At 66.0% G+C, this 15,361-nt stretch carries 15 protein-coding genes; 5 read left to right on the top strand and 10 right to left on the bottom strand.

Going from position 1 to position 15,361, the window contains the following annotated elements:
* The first annotated feature begins 166 nt into the window (after positions 1 to 166).
* Positions 167 to 1,912: a cation:proton antiporter domain-containing protein gene (locus tag AC1D2L_RS07375; protein ID WP_476845180.1), complete on the top strand. Its 1,746-nt coding sequence runs from the start codon at positions 167 to 169 to the stop codon at positions 1,910 to 1,912.
* On the opposite strand, the gene AC1D2L_RS07370 is transcribed toward AC1D2L_RS07375, so the two are convergent.
* Both AC1D2L_RS07370 and AC1D2L_RS07365 read right to left on the bottom strand, forming a co-directional pair.
* Entirely contained in the window at positions 1,851 to 2,963 is a 1,113-nt protein-coding gene (locus AC1D2L_RS07370; RefSeq protein WP_476845179.1) for a glycosyltransferase family 4 protein, read from the bottom strand. The two genes, AC1D2L_RS07375 and AC1D2L_RS07370, sit on opposite strands and share 62 nt — an antisense overlap.
* A complete protein-coding gene (locus AC1D2L_RS07365; RefSeq protein WP_476845178.1) occupies positions 2,963 to 3,787 on the bottom strand; it encodes a UDP-2,3-diacylglucosamine diphosphatase in 825 nt (274 codons plus the stop codon). Before AC1D2L_RS07365 ends, AC1D2L_RS07370 begins: the two co-directional genes overlap by 1 nt.
* 124 nt (positions 3,788 to 3,911) lie before the next feature.
* Here AC1D2L_RS07365 and AC1D2L_RS07360 point away from each other — a divergent pair, with 124 nt between their 5' ends.
* The 4 genes from AC1D2L_RS07360 to AC1D2L_RS07345 all read left to right on the top strand — a co-directional run bounded on the left by AC1D2L_RS07360 (position 3,912) and on the right by AC1D2L_RS07345 (position 6,957).
* Positions 3,912 to 4,691 carry an SDR family oxidoreductase gene (locus tag AC1D2L_RS07360; protein ID WP_476845177.1) on the top strand — a complete coding sequence of 260 codons (780 nt, stop codon included), beginning with the start codon at positions 3,912 to 3,914 and terminating at the stop codon, positions 4,689 to 4,691.
* Between the two features lie 144 nt (positions 4,692 to 4,835).
* Positions 4,836 to 5,759, top strand: a complete 924-nt coding sequence (locus tag AC1D2L_RS07355; RefSeq protein ID WP_476845176.1) for a DMT family transporter — start codon at positions 4,836 to 4,838, stop codon at positions 5,757 to 5,759.
* Positions 5,760 to 5,875: 116 nt separating this feature from the next.
* The gene (locus tag AC1D2L_RS07350) at positions 5,876 to 6,496 is read left to right on the top strand and encodes a helix-turn-helix domain-containing protein (protein ID WP_476845175.1); all 621 of its coding nucleotides are present in this window, start codon (positions 5,876 to 5,878) and stop codon (positions 6,494 to 6,496) included.
* 230 nt (positions 6,497 to 6,726) lie between these two features.
* Positions 6,727 to 6,957: a DUF2798 domain-containing protein gene (locus tag AC1D2L_RS07345; protein ID WP_476845174.1), complete on the top strand. Its 231-nt coding sequence runs from the start codon at positions 6,727 to 6,729 to the stop codon at positions 6,955 to 6,957.
* 49 nt (positions 6,958 to 7,006) lie between these two features.
* Here AC1D2L_RS07345 and AC1D2L_RS07340 read toward each other — a convergent pair whose 3' ends face one another.
* The 8 genes from AC1D2L_RS07340 to AC1D2L_RS07305 all read right to left on the bottom strand — a co-directional run bounded on the left by AC1D2L_RS07340 (position 7,007) and on the right by AC1D2L_RS07305 (position 15,302).
* Positions 7,007 to 7,942 carry a c-type cytochrome gene (locus tag AC1D2L_RS07340; RefSeq protein ID WP_476845173.1) on the bottom strand — a complete coding sequence of 312 codons (936 nt, stop codon included), beginning with the start codon at positions 7,940 to 7,942 and terminating at the stop codon, positions 7,007 to 7,009.
* A 140-nt stretch (positions 7,943 to 8,082) separates the two neighbouring features.
* Complete coding sequence (locus AC1D2L_RS07335; RefSeq protein ID WP_476845172.1) at positions 8,083 to 8,517, bottom strand: c-type cytochrome; 435 nt, start codon at positions 8,515 to 8,517, stop codon at positions 8,083 to 8,085.
* A gap of 138 nt (positions 8,518 to 8,655) precedes the next feature.
* Entirely contained in the window at positions 8,656 to 10,965 is a 2,310-nt protein-coding gene (locus AC1D2L_RS07330; RefSeq protein ID WP_476845171.1) for a xanthine dehydrogenase family protein molybdopterin-binding subunit, read from the bottom strand.
* A 106-nt stretch (positions 10,966 to 11,071) separates the two neighbouring features.
* Positions 11,072 to 12,025, bottom strand: coding sequence for a YiiG family protein (locus AC1D2L_RS07325; RefSeq protein ID WP_476845170.1), 954 nt, complete (start codon positions 12,023 to 12,025; stop codon positions 11,072 to 11,074).
* Positions 12,026 to 12,090: 65 nt separating this feature from the next.
* Positions 12,091 to 12,405 carry a rhodanese-like domain-containing protein gene (locus tag AC1D2L_RS07320; protein WP_476845169.1) on the bottom strand — a complete coding sequence of 105 codons (315 nt, stop codon included), beginning with the start codon at positions 12,403 to 12,405 and terminating at the stop codon, positions 12,091 to 12,093.
* A 16-nt stretch (positions 12,406 to 12,421) separates the two neighbouring features.
* The gene (locus tag AC1D2L_RS07315; protein ID WP_476845168.1) at positions 12,422 to 13,729 is read right to left on the bottom strand and encodes a TRAP transporter large permease; all 1,308 of its coding nucleotides are present in this window, start codon (positions 13,727 to 13,729) and stop codon (positions 12,422 to 12,424) included.
* A gap of 8 nt (positions 13,730 to 13,737) precedes the next feature.
* Entirely contained in the window at positions 13,738 to 14,241 is a 504-nt protein-coding gene (locus AC1D2L_RS07310) for a TRAP transporter small permease (RefSeq protein WP_476845167.1), read from the bottom strand.
* Positions 14,242 to 14,249: 8 nt separating this feature from the next.
* Entirely contained in the window at positions 14,250 to 15,302 is a 1,053-nt protein-coding gene (locus AC1D2L_RS07305) for a TRAP transporter substrate-binding protein (protein WP_476845166.1), read from the bottom strand.
* Positions 15,303 to 15,361 lie beyond the last annotated feature (59 nt).

Here is a 15,361-nt window from a genome sequence, read left to right as displayed (position 1 = left end):
CGCTAAACGCACATGCGCAAAGGCAGATTTGTCGCGGGCCGATGCAATGGGCGGTTGTATTGAGCCTGCGCAAACCGCAAAGTTCGCGGGCTCTCTCATCCCCGACTCGTTTGGATTCGTCTTGGCCGGAACCGTTGATCCTTCCGTTTACAAGGACGCCGTTGTCGTGCTCGCGACAGCGGGCGTCATTGTGCCCTTCGCCAAGAGCCTCAAGGTCAATTCGATCGTGGCCTTCATGGCCTGCGGCGCCCTGCTCGGGCCCTTCGGCCTTGGCGGCTTCTCCGCCACGGTGCCCTTTCTGGACGCCATAACCGTCTCCAGTCCCGAGGCGCTGGCGGGGCCCGCCGAGCTCGGCGTCGCCTTCCTGCTGTTCGTGATCGGGCTCGAGCTGTCCTTCGAGCGACTGATGACGATGAGGCGCCTCGTCTTCGGCCTCGGGCTCGGCCAGGTCGTGCTCTCGGCCGCCGCCATCGGCGCGGTCGCGTACCTGGTCGGCCAGCCGGCAGCCGCGGCCCTGATAATCGGCTTCGGCCTCGCACTCTCCTCGACCGCGATGGTCGTCGAGCTCCTCTCGGCCCGCAAGCGGATGATGTCCTCTGCGGGCCGCTCCAGCTTCGCGATCCTGCTGTGCCAGGACATTGCGGTCGTCCCCCTGCTCTTCCTCGTCAGCGTCCTGGGCGCACAGAATGGCGGCGGCTCGCTCCTGACCGGCCTCGCGCAGGCCATGGTCCAGGCGGCGGCGGCCATCGGCGCGATCGTGGCGATCGGCCGGTTGGCACTGCGGCCGCTGTTTCGCCTCGTCGCCTCGACCGATTCCTCCGAAAGCTTCATGGCGGCGACGCTCCTGACCGCGCTCGGCACGGGCATGATCGCTGCGGCGGCCGGTCTCTCCATGGGACTGGGTGCGTTCATCGCCGGGCTTCTGCTCGCGGAGACCGAATATCGCCGCGCCATCGAGGTCACGATCGAGCCCTTCAAGTCGCTCCTGATCGGCGTGTTCTTCCTGACCGTCGGCATGAGCGTGAACCCGGCGCAACTCGCTGCCCATCCCTTTGCCATCCTCGGCATCGCCATCGGACTTCTCGGCGCCAAATCGCTGATCGTCTTCGTGCTCGCCCGCCGGTTCAAGCTGAGCAGCGCGACCGCGCTAGAAACCGCGATCATGGTGGGCCCCGGCGGCGAGTTCGCCTTCGTCCTGCTGAACGGCGGCATCGCCGCAAAGCTCCTGGATCCGGAGGCCGGCAGCCTCGTGCTGGCCGGCGTGTCGCTGACCATGATCGCGCTGCCACTACTGGCACGCATGGCCCGCAACTGGTCGATGCGGCTGGCCACCCCGATCAATCTCCCGGACGAGGCCAAGGTCCTGCCGCCCGACGATCATGCCGCCCGCGCCATCGTGGTCGGCGGCGGGAGGGTCGGCCGGCTGGTCGGCTCGATGCTCGACGAACACAACAAGCCGCATATCGTGGTTGATTCAGACCCGTCCCTGATCTCGGCGCAGCGCCGCGCCGGACGACCGGCCTTCTATGGCGACGCAACCCAGCCGGCATTCCTCAACCTTTGCGGGCTCGACGAGGCCACGGCGCTGATCGTCACGATCGACAACGCCAAGGCGGTCGAGCAGATCGTGCGCGCCGCGCGCGAGCTGAAGCCAAACCTCGTCATCGTCGCACGTGCCCGCGACGCGGCCCAGGCGCGCCACCTCTACGAACTCGGCGTCAACGATGCCGTGCCGGAAACCATAGAGGCGAGCCTTCAGCTCTCCGAGGCCGCGCTTGTCGGGTTGGGTGTTCCGATGGGCCTGGTCATCGCCTCGGTGCACGAGCGCCGCGACGGGTTCCGCGCCGAGCTCAAGCCCGCAGGCGCCCCGACGCGAGCCCTTCCGCGCCACGCGCGCTCGCGAAGGCTGTGACGCCGGGATCGGGCGAACCGACGGGCGCCTGTCGCGGCGCGGGCCCCGCTTTCTGCGCGACCTCGCGGATATGGCCGTAGAACTGCGCCGCGCTGCGCTGCCAGCTATAGCCCGCAGCAAGCTCTAGACAGATGTCGCGCGGGATCCGAAGAGCGGCCATCGCTGCCGCCCGTAGATCCTCCTTCAGCACCGCCGCCTGGCTGCCGGCGAAGACGTCGCTGGGCCCCTGGACAGGAAACGCCGCCACCGGAAGGCCGCTGGCCGCCGCCTCGAGCAGTACGATGCCGAAGGTGTCGGTGAGGCTCGGGAACACGAAGACATCCGAAGAGGCGTAGATCGACGCCAGTTCCTCACCCTCGCGGGTGCCCAGGAACACCGCGTCGGGATAGGCGCGCTGCAGGTCGGCCCGCGCCGGCCCGTCGCCGACGATGACCTTGCTGCCCGGCAGGCGCAGCGACAGGAACGCGTCGAGGTTCTTCTCCACCGCGACCCGGCCGACGCTGAGGAAGATCGGGCGCGGCAGGTCCAGCACGCTGTCGGGTCGGGGGTGGAACTGGGCGAGGTCGACGCCACGGCCCCAGCGCACGATCTTTTCGAAGCCATGGCTGCGCAGTTCGGCTTCGACCGAGCCGGTCGAGACCATGATCGCCTCGGCAGCTCCATGGAAGCGGCGCAGGAAGCGATAGCTCCAGCTCTCCGGGATCGGCCAGCGCGCCGCGACATATTGCGGAAAACGCGTGTGGTAGCTCGTCGTGAAAGCCCGCTTCTGCGCCAGGCAGACCGCGCGCGTCAGCCAGCCGATCGGCCCCTCGGTCGCGATGTGGATATGGTCAGGCCGGAATTCGGCGATGCGTTCGGCCACCATCCGTCGCGTCGCGAGCGCAATCCGGATGTCGGGATAGCTTGGAAGGCCGACCTGCCGGAACCCGTCCGGCGTCAACATATGCGGGGTCACCCCAAAGGCAGGCCCCGCCTCGACCATGCGCTCCAGCGACCGGACGACCCCGTTGATCTGCGGTCGCCAGGCATCCGTCGCGATGAGCAGGCGCATCAGGCCGCCTCGGCCAGTGCCGGCGCAGGCCGCGCCTTGGTCACCGTCGAGACCGGCGCCACACCCTCGAGCCTGTCCTGCGGCCAGCGGATCAGCTCGAACCGGCCATCGAAATGCTCGACGAAGGCCGTGCAGCTTTCCACCCAGTCGCCACTGTTGATGTAGGTCAGCCCGTCGATGTCGCGATGGGCGGCATGGTGGATATGGCCGCAGATGACACCATCGGCACTGTGACGGCGCGCTTCGGCCGCGAGGCAGGTCTCGAACTCCCCGATATAGTTGACTGCATTCTTGACCTTGAGCTTGGCCCAGGCCGAGAGCGACCAGTGCGGCAGCTGCATCAGCCGGCGCACCTTGTTGATTACGGCATTGGAGGCGAGCGCGGCCGTGTAGGCCCAGTCGCCCAGCAAGGCGAGCCATTTCGCGTTGCGCACGACGAGGTCGAACAGATCGCCATGAATGACGAGCATGCGCTTGCCGTCGGCGGTCTCGTGGATGATGTCGTCGACCAGCGTGATGCCGCCGAACTGGAGACCCGTGAAATCGCGCAGGAAGTCGTCGTGGTTGCCGGTGACGTAGATCAGCTTCGAGCCCTTGCGCACCTTGCGCAGCAGCTTCTGGATCACGTCGTTATGGGTCTGCGGGAAATACCAGCCGTTCTTCAGCCGCCAGCCATCGATGATGTCGCCGACAAGATAGATCTGCGGAGCATCATAGGCGCGCAGGAACTCGAGCACGAGTTCCGCCTGCGCGCCGCGGGTGCCCAGATGCAGGTCCGAGATGAAGATGCTGCGAACCTGCCTGGCCTCGTCCTCGTCGCTCATGCCCGGCTGCCTCTGCTGTTGCGATGCCCCCGGCGTGTGTCTGATTTGCATTGCGCTTTGATGACGGAGCCACGAATCCGTGCTCTGGCTGGAGCCTGAGGCAACGCGACGTCGGAGAATGATTATGGATCTTGGAATTGCAGGCCGTACGGCCATCATTTGCGCGTCCAGCAAGGGGCTCGGCCGCGGCACCGCTTTGGCGCTGGCGCAGGCGGGCTGCACCGTCGTGATCAACGGGCGCAATGCGGCAACGCTCGAGGAGACCGCGAGCCAGATTCGCGCCAGCACCGGAGCAAAGGTCATCGCGGTCGTCGCCGACGTCTCGACCGCGGCCGGCCAGGACGCGCTGCTGGCGGCGGCGCCCGATCCGGACATCCTGGTCAACAACAATGGCGGACCGCCCTTCAAGCCGTTCCGCGATGTCACGCGCGAAGGCCTGCTCGAGGGCGTGGCTCAGAATCTGGTGACCCCGCTGGAACTCGTTCAGCGCGTCATCGACGGCATGATCGCGCGGCGTTTCGGCCGCATCGTCAACATCACTTCGGCCAGCGTGCTGACCCCGCTGAGCGGGCTCGACGTCTCCTCGGCCGCCCGCGCCGGACTGACGGCCTTCCTGTCGGGCGTGGCGCGCGAGGTTGCGCATGCCAACGTCACCATCAACAACGTGCTGCCCGGTAGCTTCGACACCGACCGGATCCGCGGCCCGATCGCGAAGATGGCGGCCGAGAAGGGCGTTTCCGCCGACGAGATCGCGCAGCAGCGCACCGCGACCATTCCCGCCCGCCGCTTCGGCACGCCCGAGGAGTTCGGCAATGCCTGCGCCTTCCTGGCCAGCGCCCATGCCGGCTACATTACCGGCCAGAACCTGCTGATCGACGGCGGCGCCTTCCGCGGCACGTTCTGAGCGTTGCACGGGTTGCGGCCCTCGCGTCGCAACCCGCCGGCCGCTTATCAGGGTTGCAGGTTTCACGCTTTAAAACGTGGGACTCGCGTGGTCTAAGCGCTGAGGTCTTCTGAAAGACCTCAGCTCAAGCCACTGCGTTGCACCTTGTCCCCTATCGTCGGCATCAGCCTAAAACTCGTCTCGACCCTGACGTTCACGGTGATGTCGGCGCTGGTCAAATCGCTCTCCGCAAAATACCCGATCGGCCAGATCGTCTGCTTTCGGTCATTTTTCGCCTTGATCCCGCTGGTCATCTGGCTGGCCTGGCGTTCGGAATTTCCCAGCGCCTTGCGCACGAGCAATCTGCGCGGCCATTTGAAGCGCAGTTGCTTCGGCGCGCTGAGCATGTCGATGGGCTTTTCGGCATTGGCCTTCATCCCGTTGCCGGACGCAGTCGCGCTCGGCTATGCCGCGCCGCTTCTGCTGGTCGTGCTGGCCGCCGTCGTCCTGAAGGAACGGGTTCGCATCTATCGCTGGACGGCCGTCGCAGTCGGCTTCTGCGGCGTCCTTCTCATGCTGTCCCCCTATCTGGGCGGCTCCGCTCTGGTGGGCGGCCTCAGCGGCGGCCCTGCGATCGGCGCCATGCTCGCGCTGGGTAGCGCGGCGTGCTCGGCCTTCTCCGCCATCGAGATCCGCCAGCTGACGGCGACGGAGCGGACCGGTGCGATCGTCTTCTACTTCATGGTGCTGACATCGCTGCTCGGCCTCGCCACGATCGCGTTCGGCTGGGTCATGCCCGATGCCTGGGATGCGATGCTGCTTGTCGGGGCCGGTATTCTCGGCGGTCTCGGCCAGATATTCATCGTGCAGGCATATCGCTACGGCGATGCCTCGCTCATCGCGCCCTTCGATTACACCAGCATGCTCTGGGCGATGGCGATCGGTTGGTTCTTCTTCAACGACTGGCCGGCCACGACCGTGCTCGTGGGCGCCGTCATCGTGATTGCCTCGGGCATTTACGTGATCATGCGCGAACGGCAGCTCGGCCTGCTCAAGCGCGAGACACGCGAAGCCGTAACGCCGCGCTGAGTTCGATCTACGGTCGATCTACGGCTTGCCGCGACGGGCGCGCCGAGGCATTGTCCGCTCGGACAAACGTTTGTTCGCTTTCACAAACACCTCTTATTCCAAGACGGGCTTAGCGCATGGGTATCGAGACCAAGGAGAGGGGCGGCCGCGAACTTGCTTCGGGGGCCCAGATCATCTCCGGCCAGCTCGGCAAGACGATCCAGCGCCTGCGCAAGGCCTACAACCTCTCGCTGTCCGAGCTCGCCGAACAATCGGGCGTCGCGAAGTCGATCATCAGCCAGATCGAGCGCAACGAGACCAACCCGACCCTGGCGACGATCTGGCGCCTGTCGCAGGCGCTCGACATCTCGATCGAGCGCGTCCTCTCCAGCGGCGAGGAAGAGCCCTTCATCGAGAAGACCAGTCGCAGCGACACTCCGATCCTGGTCTCCGAGGACGGCAAGCTCCGGCTCGCCATCACCGGCTGGATCAAGACCGTCGAGTGGCTGCAATGGTACGAGGTCCAGGCCGAGCCGGGCGGCGAACTCGACTCGGAAGGCCACCAGCGCGGCTCGATCGAATCGCTGTCGGTGACATCGGGCGAGTTCGAGGTCGAAGTCGGCGACATCATCCAGCGCGCCAAGGCCGGCGACACGCTGCGCTACCGCTGCGATCGCCGCCACATCGTGCGCTGCGTCGGCGACCAGCCCGGCACCGCCTTGATGGTCTGCATCCTCAAAGCCGCGGTGATGGAGTAGGCCCGGGCCTCCCCGGCTCTGCCGTCTTCCGCTGGCCGTTTGATTTGACGGCCGGCGCTATGCAGCCTACGAGACCTCGTCGAAAAGATTCAGGCCGGTTCGGTTAGTCCGGCCCTCGCGCAAGCGGGAAAAGTCGCCCCAGGCGGACCCACGGCATCAACCTTCACGGGTATGGTGCAGTGGCGGGCCCGGGGCTCGGTCGTGCTCCATGCTCTCAATGAGAGACCGACATGCAAGACCGCAAGACCATCCTCATCGCCCAGATCCTGATAACCTTCATGATGGCGCTGTCCATGTCGGGGATCATGTCGATGATCGCGCTTGGGCCGACCGAATTCTGGCTTCGCGAATGGCCGAAGCAGTTCATCATCGCCTGGCCCATCGCCTTCGTGCTGACGCTGTTCGTCAGCCGGATCGCCTTCGCTGTTGCCGGCCGGATCACGGCGCGGCGCGCGTCCTGAGATGTCGTGTCGCGGCCGTCCCCTCGGGGGCGGCTCGATGCGACGCGGGTCAGCCGCCGGCGCGATTGGGTCGCGCCGGTCCCTGCACCGCCGGCAGCGACTTCAGATATTCCGCCATCGCCAACCTGTCGGCCTCCGACAGTTGCGCGATGTTGCGCACCACGGCCGCCATCGAGCCACCGACGCTGTCGAAGCTCGGGGTAAACCCGGTCTTGAGGAGTTCGGCGATCTCGGCCTTCGACCAGGAGGCCAGCCCGTCCGCATGCTGCGTGATGTTGGGCACCCAGCCCTTGCCCTCGGGATCGGGCCCGCCTGCAAACCGCGTCGCCTGCACGATGGCGCCCAGCGCATTGCGATTGCTGTGGCACTCGGCGCAATGGCCGGGACCGTTCACCAGATAGGCCCCTCGGTTCCACTCCTCGCTCTTCGAGGGATCGGGCCTGAATGACGCGCCATCGAAGAACAGCAGCTTCCAGCCGCCGACGACGCGGCGAATGTTGAAGGGGAAGCGCAGGTCATGGTCGGCCGCCCGGCCCTCCACTGGCACCAACGTGCGGATATAGGCAAAAAGATCCGCCAGCGCCTTGGGCGGCATCAGCCTGTAGGAGGTGTAGGGAAAGGCCGGGTAATAATGCTGGCCGTTCGGCGACACGCCCGTGGCCATCGCGTCCACGAAGTCCTGCACGCCCCAGTTGCCGATGCCGTCGCGCGTATGCGGCGAGATGTTGGGCACATGGAAGGTCCCGAAGGGCGAGCCCAGAGCTAGCCCGCCGCCGAGCTTCAGCTTGTCGTCCTGCGCGGGCGTCGCGTGGCACGACGAGCAGCCCCCAGCAGCGAAGAGCAGCTTTCCGTTCTGGAGATCGGGCGCCGGCAGCGTGCCTATCTCCGGCGCCGGCGAGACGACGCGCGGATCCGTCAGCACAGCGAAGCCGGCAAAGCCAACCAGGGCGAAAATCACGAGCGTGATCAGAAGGCGACGCATCATGGCTCCCGTTGCAGCCTGGGACGATCGCGCGTTGCGGGTGAAAGGTCCCCGAAACGCCAGCCGAAGCCCGCGGTGCCGTCACTCTTTGCGAGCGGCCCGCGTGCCCGGCCTGTCACCCGGCTCGGCGATCCTGCCCGGTTTCAGCGCTTGATGCGATAGGTCTCGTGGCAACCGCCGCAATTCTTCGTCACGGTGCCGAAGGCGGTGCGAAAAGTGGCGAGGTCCGTCGCCGAGCTGCCCGCTGCCGCTGCGTCCGCCTCGAACTTCACGAAGGCGGCCTTGAAGCCTGCCTGATCTTCCCAGACTTTCGGCGAAGCGGTCGTTTCGCCACCGGTCTTGGCGCTGTCGGGATACAGCCCCGGCATCTTCTTGGAGGCTTCGACATACGCCGTGAAGATCCCCTGCACCTTGGCGGCATCGAACGGGGCCTCACCCTTGGCAATGGCCGCTCCCTGCCCTGTGGCGGCGCCGACGGCCTTCATGGTCGCCTTGCGCTCGACGATCGGATCGGCCTGCGCGACCACCGAGGACAGGGCGAGCGCCAGAGCTGTGGCGGCGTAAGCAAAGCGGATCATGCTTGGTCATCTCCGGGGGCTGGAAAAACCGGCACAGAACGCGCCGGTTAGAACCATTCCAGATGACCTCAACTGGTCACGCCAGCCAAGTCGCCATCACGCGATTGGCATTTGCAATCGCGCAAATTGAATCTTGCGCTACAGTGGATAACCAGCCTCCTTCAAGGCGTTGAAGACCTTGATAGGTGTCGCCGGCATGTCGATCGCCTTGATGCCGGCAGCCCGGTCGAGCGCATCCACCATCGCGTTCATCACCGCCGGGCAGGCACCGATCGCACCAGCCTCGCCGGCCCCCTTCACGCCGATGGCGTTGGTCACGCAGCGGACGTTGCGGGTCTCGAAGTGGAAGTTGGGGATGTCGATCGCGCGCGGCAACGCATAGTCCATGAAGGTCGCGGTCAGCATCTGGCCTTCCGCATCGAAGCGGATCTCCTCCATCAGCGCCTGGCCGATACCCTGTGCCGCTCCGCCATGCACCTGACCCTGAAGCATCAGCGGGTTCAGCGTCACACCGAAATCATCGACCACGACATAGTTCACGATGTCGGTGTGCCCGGTCTGCGGGTCCACCTCGATCTCGACGACATGGGTCCCGTTCGGGAAGGTCGCAGCCGGCGGGGTCCAGCTCTGATGCACGCGCAGCATCTCCGTGGTCGCGCCCGGCAGGGCGGCGATCTCGGCGAGGTCGAGCGCCTTGTCGGTGCCGACGACACGCACCGCGCCATTGATGATCTCGAGGTCGCCAAGCGCGGCCTCGAGCTTCTCCGAGGCAAGCTGCTTGAGGTTGTCGCTCAGGATCTCGGTGGCCTTGTTCAGCGCGGCGCCACCCACGGGGATCGAGCGCGAGCCACCGGTGCCGGAGCCGGTCTCGACCTTGTCGGTATCGCCCTGGACCACGCGGATGCGATCCATCGGGATGTCGAGATGCTGCGACACCAGCTGCGAATAGGCGGTCTCGTGGCCCTGCCCGTTCGACTGGGTACCGATCAGCACGGTCACCATGCCGTCCTTCTCGAGGATCACGGTCGAGCTTTCCGGACCGCCGCCGCCGCATGCCTCGATATAGCAGGCGAGACCGATGCCGCGGATCTTTCCGGCCTTGTTTGCCGCCTTGAGACGGTTCTTGAAGCCCTTCCAGTCGCCGACCTCCATGGCGCGGCGCATATGCCCCTCGAACTCGCCGGAATCGTAGACCGGCCCGGTCTGGGTCGAGTGAGGCATCTCGCTCGGCTTGACGAAGTTGAGCGCCCGCACGGCATCGACCGTCTTGCCGGTCTCGCGTGCCACCGCATCGACGAGCCGCTCGATCAGATAGGCAGCCTCGGGCCGCCCGGCGCCGCGATAGGCATCGACCGCCATGGTGTTGGTCAGCACGCCACGGAAGCGGACATGCACGGCCGGGATATTGTAGCAGCCTGGGGTCATCGTGGTCCCGACCCACGGGATGAAAGGTCCATACTGCGAGAGGTAGGCGCCCATCTCGGCCGCCAGGTCGACCTTCATGCCGATGAACTTGCCCTTGGCGTCGAGAGCCATGGTCGCGGTCGAGAGATTGGCGCGGCCATGGGTGTCGGCCAGGAAATGCTCCGTTCGATCGGCAACCCAGCGCACCGGGCGCCCGAGCTTCTCGGCCGCGACCATGGTCAGCGGATATTCGCGGTACATGAAGATTTTTGTGCCGAAACCGCCGCCGACGTCGGGGGTCACGACGCGGATCCGCGAGGGATCGACCTTGAGGATATAGCCGGCGAGGATGTCGCGCGTGCCATGGCTGCCCTGGCTGCCCAGTGTCAGCGTCCAACGCTTGCTGGGCTTGTCGTACTCGGCGATGCAGGCGCGCGTCTCCATGTAGTTGGACGCGAGGCGGTTGTTGACGATCGTCACCGAGACCGTGCGGGCGGCCTTGGCGAAAGCTGCCTCGGTCCTGGCCTTGTCGCCCTGCTCGGCCTCGAAGGCGACGTTGCCCGGCCGGTCCGGCCAGACCTGCGGCGCGCCGGGCGCCAGCGCCTCGGCGATGCCCGTGATCGAGGGCAGCGTGGTCCATTCGATGTCGATCGCTTCGGCGGCGTCGCGCGCCTGTGCCAGCGTCTCGGCGACGATGAAGGCCACGGCCTCGCCGACATGGCGCACGATGCCGGTCGGCAGCACCGGCACCGGCATCGCCTTCACATCATCGCCCGAAACCGTCTTGATCAGGCCCTTGCACGGGAGATCGCCGAGATGGGCGACGTCCTCGCCGGTCAGGATCAGCTTCACGCCCTTCATGTTGCGGGCGGCATCCTTGTCGCGGATCTTGAAAGTGGCATGCGCATACTGCGAGCGCAGCACGAAGGCGTGCAGCGCGCCCTCGACGGCGGTGTCGTCGGTATAGCGACCGGTACCCGTCGTCAGGCGTTGATCCTCGACCCGCCGCACCGGCTGGCCAAATCCGAATTTCATCGGGCGCATCAGGTCTCTATCCTTGCATCAGTAGAATGAAAGACTGGCCTAAAAACCTGAGTTCGTCACCCCGAAGCGTGACGAACCGGGTTGCAGTCAGCGCATTCGCGGAACGTCAGCGCGCCGTCCGGATTGCGGTCTCGGAAAGCGTGACCATCGTATTGTAGGAGCTAACGAGCCAGTTCGCATCATTGCCCGCCCCGCGACGGACGTCGCCCTTGCTCTTGGCGAGCTTGTCGCGGAAATCGCGCAGTTTGCCGAGCCAGGAACTCGCCTGGCTTTCGATGAAGGGGATGCCGGCTGGATTGCTCTCCTTGAAGCGGTCCATCTCGCGCACCGCGGCGGCATAGTCGAGCGTCGCCGCATCGAAGGCCTTGAGGTCGACGACCGGCTTCTCGTTGCTGGGCATCAGATCCATCACGGCGCGTGCGTTCATCATGAGGTTGCGCACCTGCCAGCGTACCGAGCGACCTTCCTTCTGTTCGATCGCTGCCAGTTCGCGCCCGTCGAGCCCCTTTTTGTAGACCCGCATCTGGGCGTCGAGCTTGGCGCGCTCCTCGAGGAACACCGTCGCGGCCGGCACGAGCCCGACATGCAGGCGCCTGCCCTCTGCGGCACCGTCGTCGCGATAGTCCTTGCGCTCGTAATAGCGCTCGGCACTTGTAATCAGCGGCGCGAGATCCTGATAGGCCTTGATGTACCGGCCGATCGTCTGGTCGATTTCTGGCAGCAGCGGTTCCTTGGTGCGGACGTCATCGGCCTTTTTGATCTCGCCGTTGACGTCATAGAGGCTGTAGAGACCATAGGTGATGTAGCGCTCCTTGCCGGTCGGGCCCTTCTTCATGTCGACCCAACTGGCATAGCGCTCCCAGGACTGGATCGCGCGCAGCGTCCGGTTCATCAGCGCCGTGTAGGCGTTCGACTTGACGATCGCGGCCTGAAGCGAGGCGTCCTCTGCAGTGCCCGCGGCGGTGCCCGGCGCCGGTGCCTGCGCCCGTGCCACGGCGGGAGCGAGCGCCGGAAGCACGAGTGCGATGGCTGACATGCGGAGGAGAGCGGAGATCGACATCATGGAATCCTCGTTAGCCCCCCGGCGATTCCTAAGTCCGCATGAAAGGCGGCTCTGTCAAACGCTTAGCGCGCGATCTCGCCACCCTGCATGACCCAGTCCTTGAAGCCGCCGACATAGTGGCTGTCGATGTCGAGCCCTGCCGATTGCGCGAATTCGAGCGCCCGCAGGGAGCGCACGCCGGCCGCGCAGGAGAGCACGATGCGCTTGCCCGGCGCGTCCGGAATATCGGCGGGATCGAAGCGCGAGAGCGGCAGCGAGACCGCACCGGGAATGTGACCGGCAGCGAATTCATGCGGCTCGCGCACGTCGACGACGAGGATGGAGCCATCGGCCAGCCCTGCCTTGATGGCGTCGATGTCGAGGTCGTTGACGATCACGTGCGGTATCCGTCGGTTATCCCAGGAGCCTGACCAGATAGAGGCTGAGCGCCGGAAATGCCACCACGACGGCGAGCCGGATGATGTCCGACAGCACGAAGGGCAGCACGCCCTTGTAGATGCGGGTCACAGGCACGTCGCGGGCCGTCGAGGCGACGACGAAGACGTTCAGCCCGATCGGTGGGCAGGTCATGCCGATGCCGACCACGATCAGGACGAGGATGCCGAACCAGATCGCGATGTCGTCGGCCGGCATCCCGAAATCGAGCCCGACCACGATCGGGAAGAACACCGGCAGCGTCAGCAGGATCATGGCGAGCTCGTCCATCACGCCGCCGAGCACGATGTAGAACAGCAGCAGCCCGACCAACACCGTATGGGGCGCCCAGCCCGAGGCCGCGATCATCTCGGCCGCCGCAGTCGGCACCTGTGTCAGAGCAAGAAAGGCGTTGAACACCTCGGCGCCGAGCAGGATGGCGAAGATCATCGCGGAGGTTTCGGCGGTTTGCAGGATCGCCTCGCCGACGCCCTTCAGGCTCAATGTGCGTCGCCCGAGCCCGATCAGCAGCATGATGAAGGCGCCGACCGACGCGGCCTCCGTCGGCGTGAGGACGCCGCCATAGATGCCGCCGACCACGACGAGCGCGACAGCCAGCGCCGGCACGATGCCAAGCAGCGGCCCGACCCGGTCGCGCCAGACGATGCGCGGCTGCGCGGGCGCAAGCGTCGGGTTCAGCCGCGTCACGACCGCGATGGTGATGCAGTACATCACGGCGGCCATCAGGCCCGGGATCAGCGCCGCCATGAACAGCTTCGCGATATTCTGCTCGGTCGAGATCGCATAGACGACGAGGATCACCGAGGGCGGGATCAGGATACCGAGCGTCCCGCCGACCGCGACCAGCCCGCATGAGAAGCCGGGGTCGTAACGATAGCCGCGCAATTGCGGCAGCGCGGCCCGCGCGAAGGTCGCGGTGGTCGCCACCGACGAGCCGCAGATTGCTCCAAATCCGGTGCAGGCGCCGATCAGGGCCATGCCGAGCCCCCCGCGCCGATGGCCAACGACTGCAGACGACGCCTTGAACAGATCGCCCGCCAGCCCCGAGCGCTCGGCAAATGCCCCCATCAGAACGAAGAGCGGGATCACCGACAGGGTGTAGTTGGCGAAGATCTGGTAAGGCGTCGTGCGGATGTAGTTGAGGAACGGGTCGAGCCCATTGAGCTGGATATAGCCGACGCTGCCGACCAGCATCATCGCGAGCCCGATCGGCAGCCGCAGCGCCATCAGCGCCAACAGCACCGCAAACCCTGTGACCGCGAGCATGGCGCCGCTCACCGCCGGCCCCGCAGCAGGCGGGTCGCGCTGACGAAGGCCGTGGCACAGACCAGGGCGGCCAGCACGGAGCAGAGCGCGATCGGTACATAGCTCGGCAGCTGCAGCACCATCGTGTTCTCGCCGCTGGCGAAGGCGGCCCTGGCTCCCACAGCCAGCCGCCAGGAGATCAGCGCCATCACGAGCCCGTAGAGGATGTCCCAGCAGGCATCGATGCGCCTCTGCCAGCGCCTCGGCAGCTTCGAGGTAAAGGTGTCGACGAAGATGTTGCCCCGCCTGAGCTGGCAATAGGGAAGGAAGCAGAACGCCGCGACCGCTGTCGCCATCTGCACCAGCTCGAAATCGCCGGGCACGCCGGCTGCACCGACGAGATCGCTGCGCAGGGTGACGCTGACCACGACCATCGTCGAGAGGGCGAGCAGCAGCACGCCGCCGAGCAACGCGACAGCCCGCACCACCCGGTCGAAACCCGATGGCGCCACATCCTTCCCCGCATCGACCATGATTGCCGTCAGGCTGCCTTTTCGTGCTTGGCGAGAGCGGCCCTCGCGCTTGCCAGCAGCTTCTCGCCATCGAGCCCCTTGCCCTTGGCGGTCTTGAGCCAGCCTTCGATCACCGGCTCCGTGGTCTTGCGCCAGCGCGCAGCCTCGGCCTCGTCCAGAACGGTGATCGTGTTGCCGCGTTTGCGAACCATTTCGGAGACCACGATGGCCTGCTGGTCCCAAGCCCTCCCCGCCATGGCAGCGGCGGCCGCGCCTGAATTCCTGTCGATCACGGCCTTCAGATCGGGCGCGAGCGCATCGTATTTCGCCCGGTTCATCGCGAGGAGGAAGGTCGCGCTGTAGAAGGTCGGCGAGCCCGGGATCTCGGTGTGGTACTTCACCAGTTCCTGCACCTTGATCGACGGCACCACCTCCCAGGGGATGACGCAGCCGTCGATCACCCGCTGGGCCAGCGATTCCGGCACCTGCGGCACCGGCATGCCGATGGCATTGGCGCCCAGCGCCCGCAGCGCCTCGCCGGCAAGCCGGGTCGGGAAGCGCAGCTTCAGCCCCTTCATGTCCTCCATCGTCTTCACCTGCCTGTTGGCATGGATCAGGCCATGGTCATGCGCCCAGAGGCAGATCGGACGGACATCCTTGTATTCATCCTGCAGGTTCTGCTCGGCATATTCCGCCAGCGCCAGCGAGTTGGCGAGTGCGCGCTTGTTGGCGGTGAAGGGCAGCTCGAACGCCTCGGTGCCGGTGAAGCGGCCCGGCGTATAGCCCGGCAGCGTCCAGACGAGGTCGACGACGCCGTCACGCGCCTGATCGTACAATTGGGGCGGCGTGCCGCCTAGCTGCATCGACGGGTAGATGTCGATCTTGATGCGGCCGTTGGACTCCGCCGCGACTTTGTCGGCCCAGGGCTTCAGGAAGTGCACCTGTCCGGCTGTCACGGGCGGCAGGAAGTGATGCATCTTCAGCGTCACCTCCTGCGCGTTGGCGCGGGTGGCACGCAATACCGCAGGTGCAGAAACTGCCCCGCCAGCGAGCGCCAGGAAATGACGACGATCGAGCGGCATGCGCCCCTCCCCAGAGATTGACGTTTTACGCGGATCGGGCGGCAGGCGCGCCTGCGTAG

It is taken from the genome of Allobosea sp. P1_B10 (assembly GCF_056406735.1).
The sequence above is the reverse complement of the archived record's forward strand: the minus strand, read 5'-3'. Positions and strand labels throughout refer to the sequence as shown.

Coding starts and splice junctions, on each gene's coding strand:
- AC1D2L_RS07315 (WP_476845168.1), bottom strand. CDS start 13,729: ATGCTCGCGGTCACAGGGTTTGCGGTGCTGTTGGCGCTGATGGCGCTG.
- AC1D2L_RS07350 (WP_476845175.1), top strand. CDS start 5,876: ATGGGTATCGAGACCAAGGAGAGGGGCGGCCGCGAACTTGCTTCGGGG.
- AC1D2L_RS07325 (WP_476845170.1), bottom strand. CDS start 12,025: ATGTCGATCTCCGCTCTCCTCCGCATGTCAGCCATCGCACTCGTGCTT.
- AC1D2L_RS07345 (WP_476845174.1), top strand. CDS start 6,727: ATGCAAGACCGCAAGACCATCCTCATCGCCCAGATCCTGATAACCTTC.
- AC1D2L_RS07305 (WP_476845166.1), bottom strand. CDS start 15,302: ATGCCGCTCGATCGTCGTCATTTCCTGGCGCTCGCTGGCGGGGCAGTT.
- AC1D2L_RS07330 (WP_476845171.1), bottom strand. CDS start 10,965: ATGCGCCCGATGAAATTCGGATTTGGCCAGCCGGTGCGGCGGGTCGAG.
- AC1D2L_RS07370 (WP_476845179.1), bottom strand. CDS start 2,963: ATGCGCCTGCTCATCGCGACGGATGCCTGGCGACCGCAGATCAACGGG.
- AC1D2L_RS07340 (WP_476845173.1), bottom strand. CDS start 7,942: ATGATGCGTCGCCTTCTGATCACGCTCGTGATTTTCGCCCTGGTTGGC.
- AC1D2L_RS07335 (WP_476845172.1), bottom strand. CDS start 8,517: ATGATCCGCTTTGCTTACGCCGCCACAGCTCTGGCGCTCGCCCTGTCC.
- AC1D2L_RS07365 (WP_476845178.1), bottom strand. CDS start 3,787: ATGAGCGACGAGGACGAGGCCAGGCAGGTTCGCAGCATCTTCATCTCG.
- AC1D2L_RS07310 (WP_476845167.1), bottom strand. CDS start 14,241: ATGGTCGATGCGGGGAAGGATGTGGCGCCATCGGGTTTCGACCGGGTG.
- AC1D2L_RS07360 (WP_476845177.1), top strand. CDS start 3,912: ATGGATCTTGGAATTGCAGGCCGTACGGCCATCATTTGCGCGTCCAGC.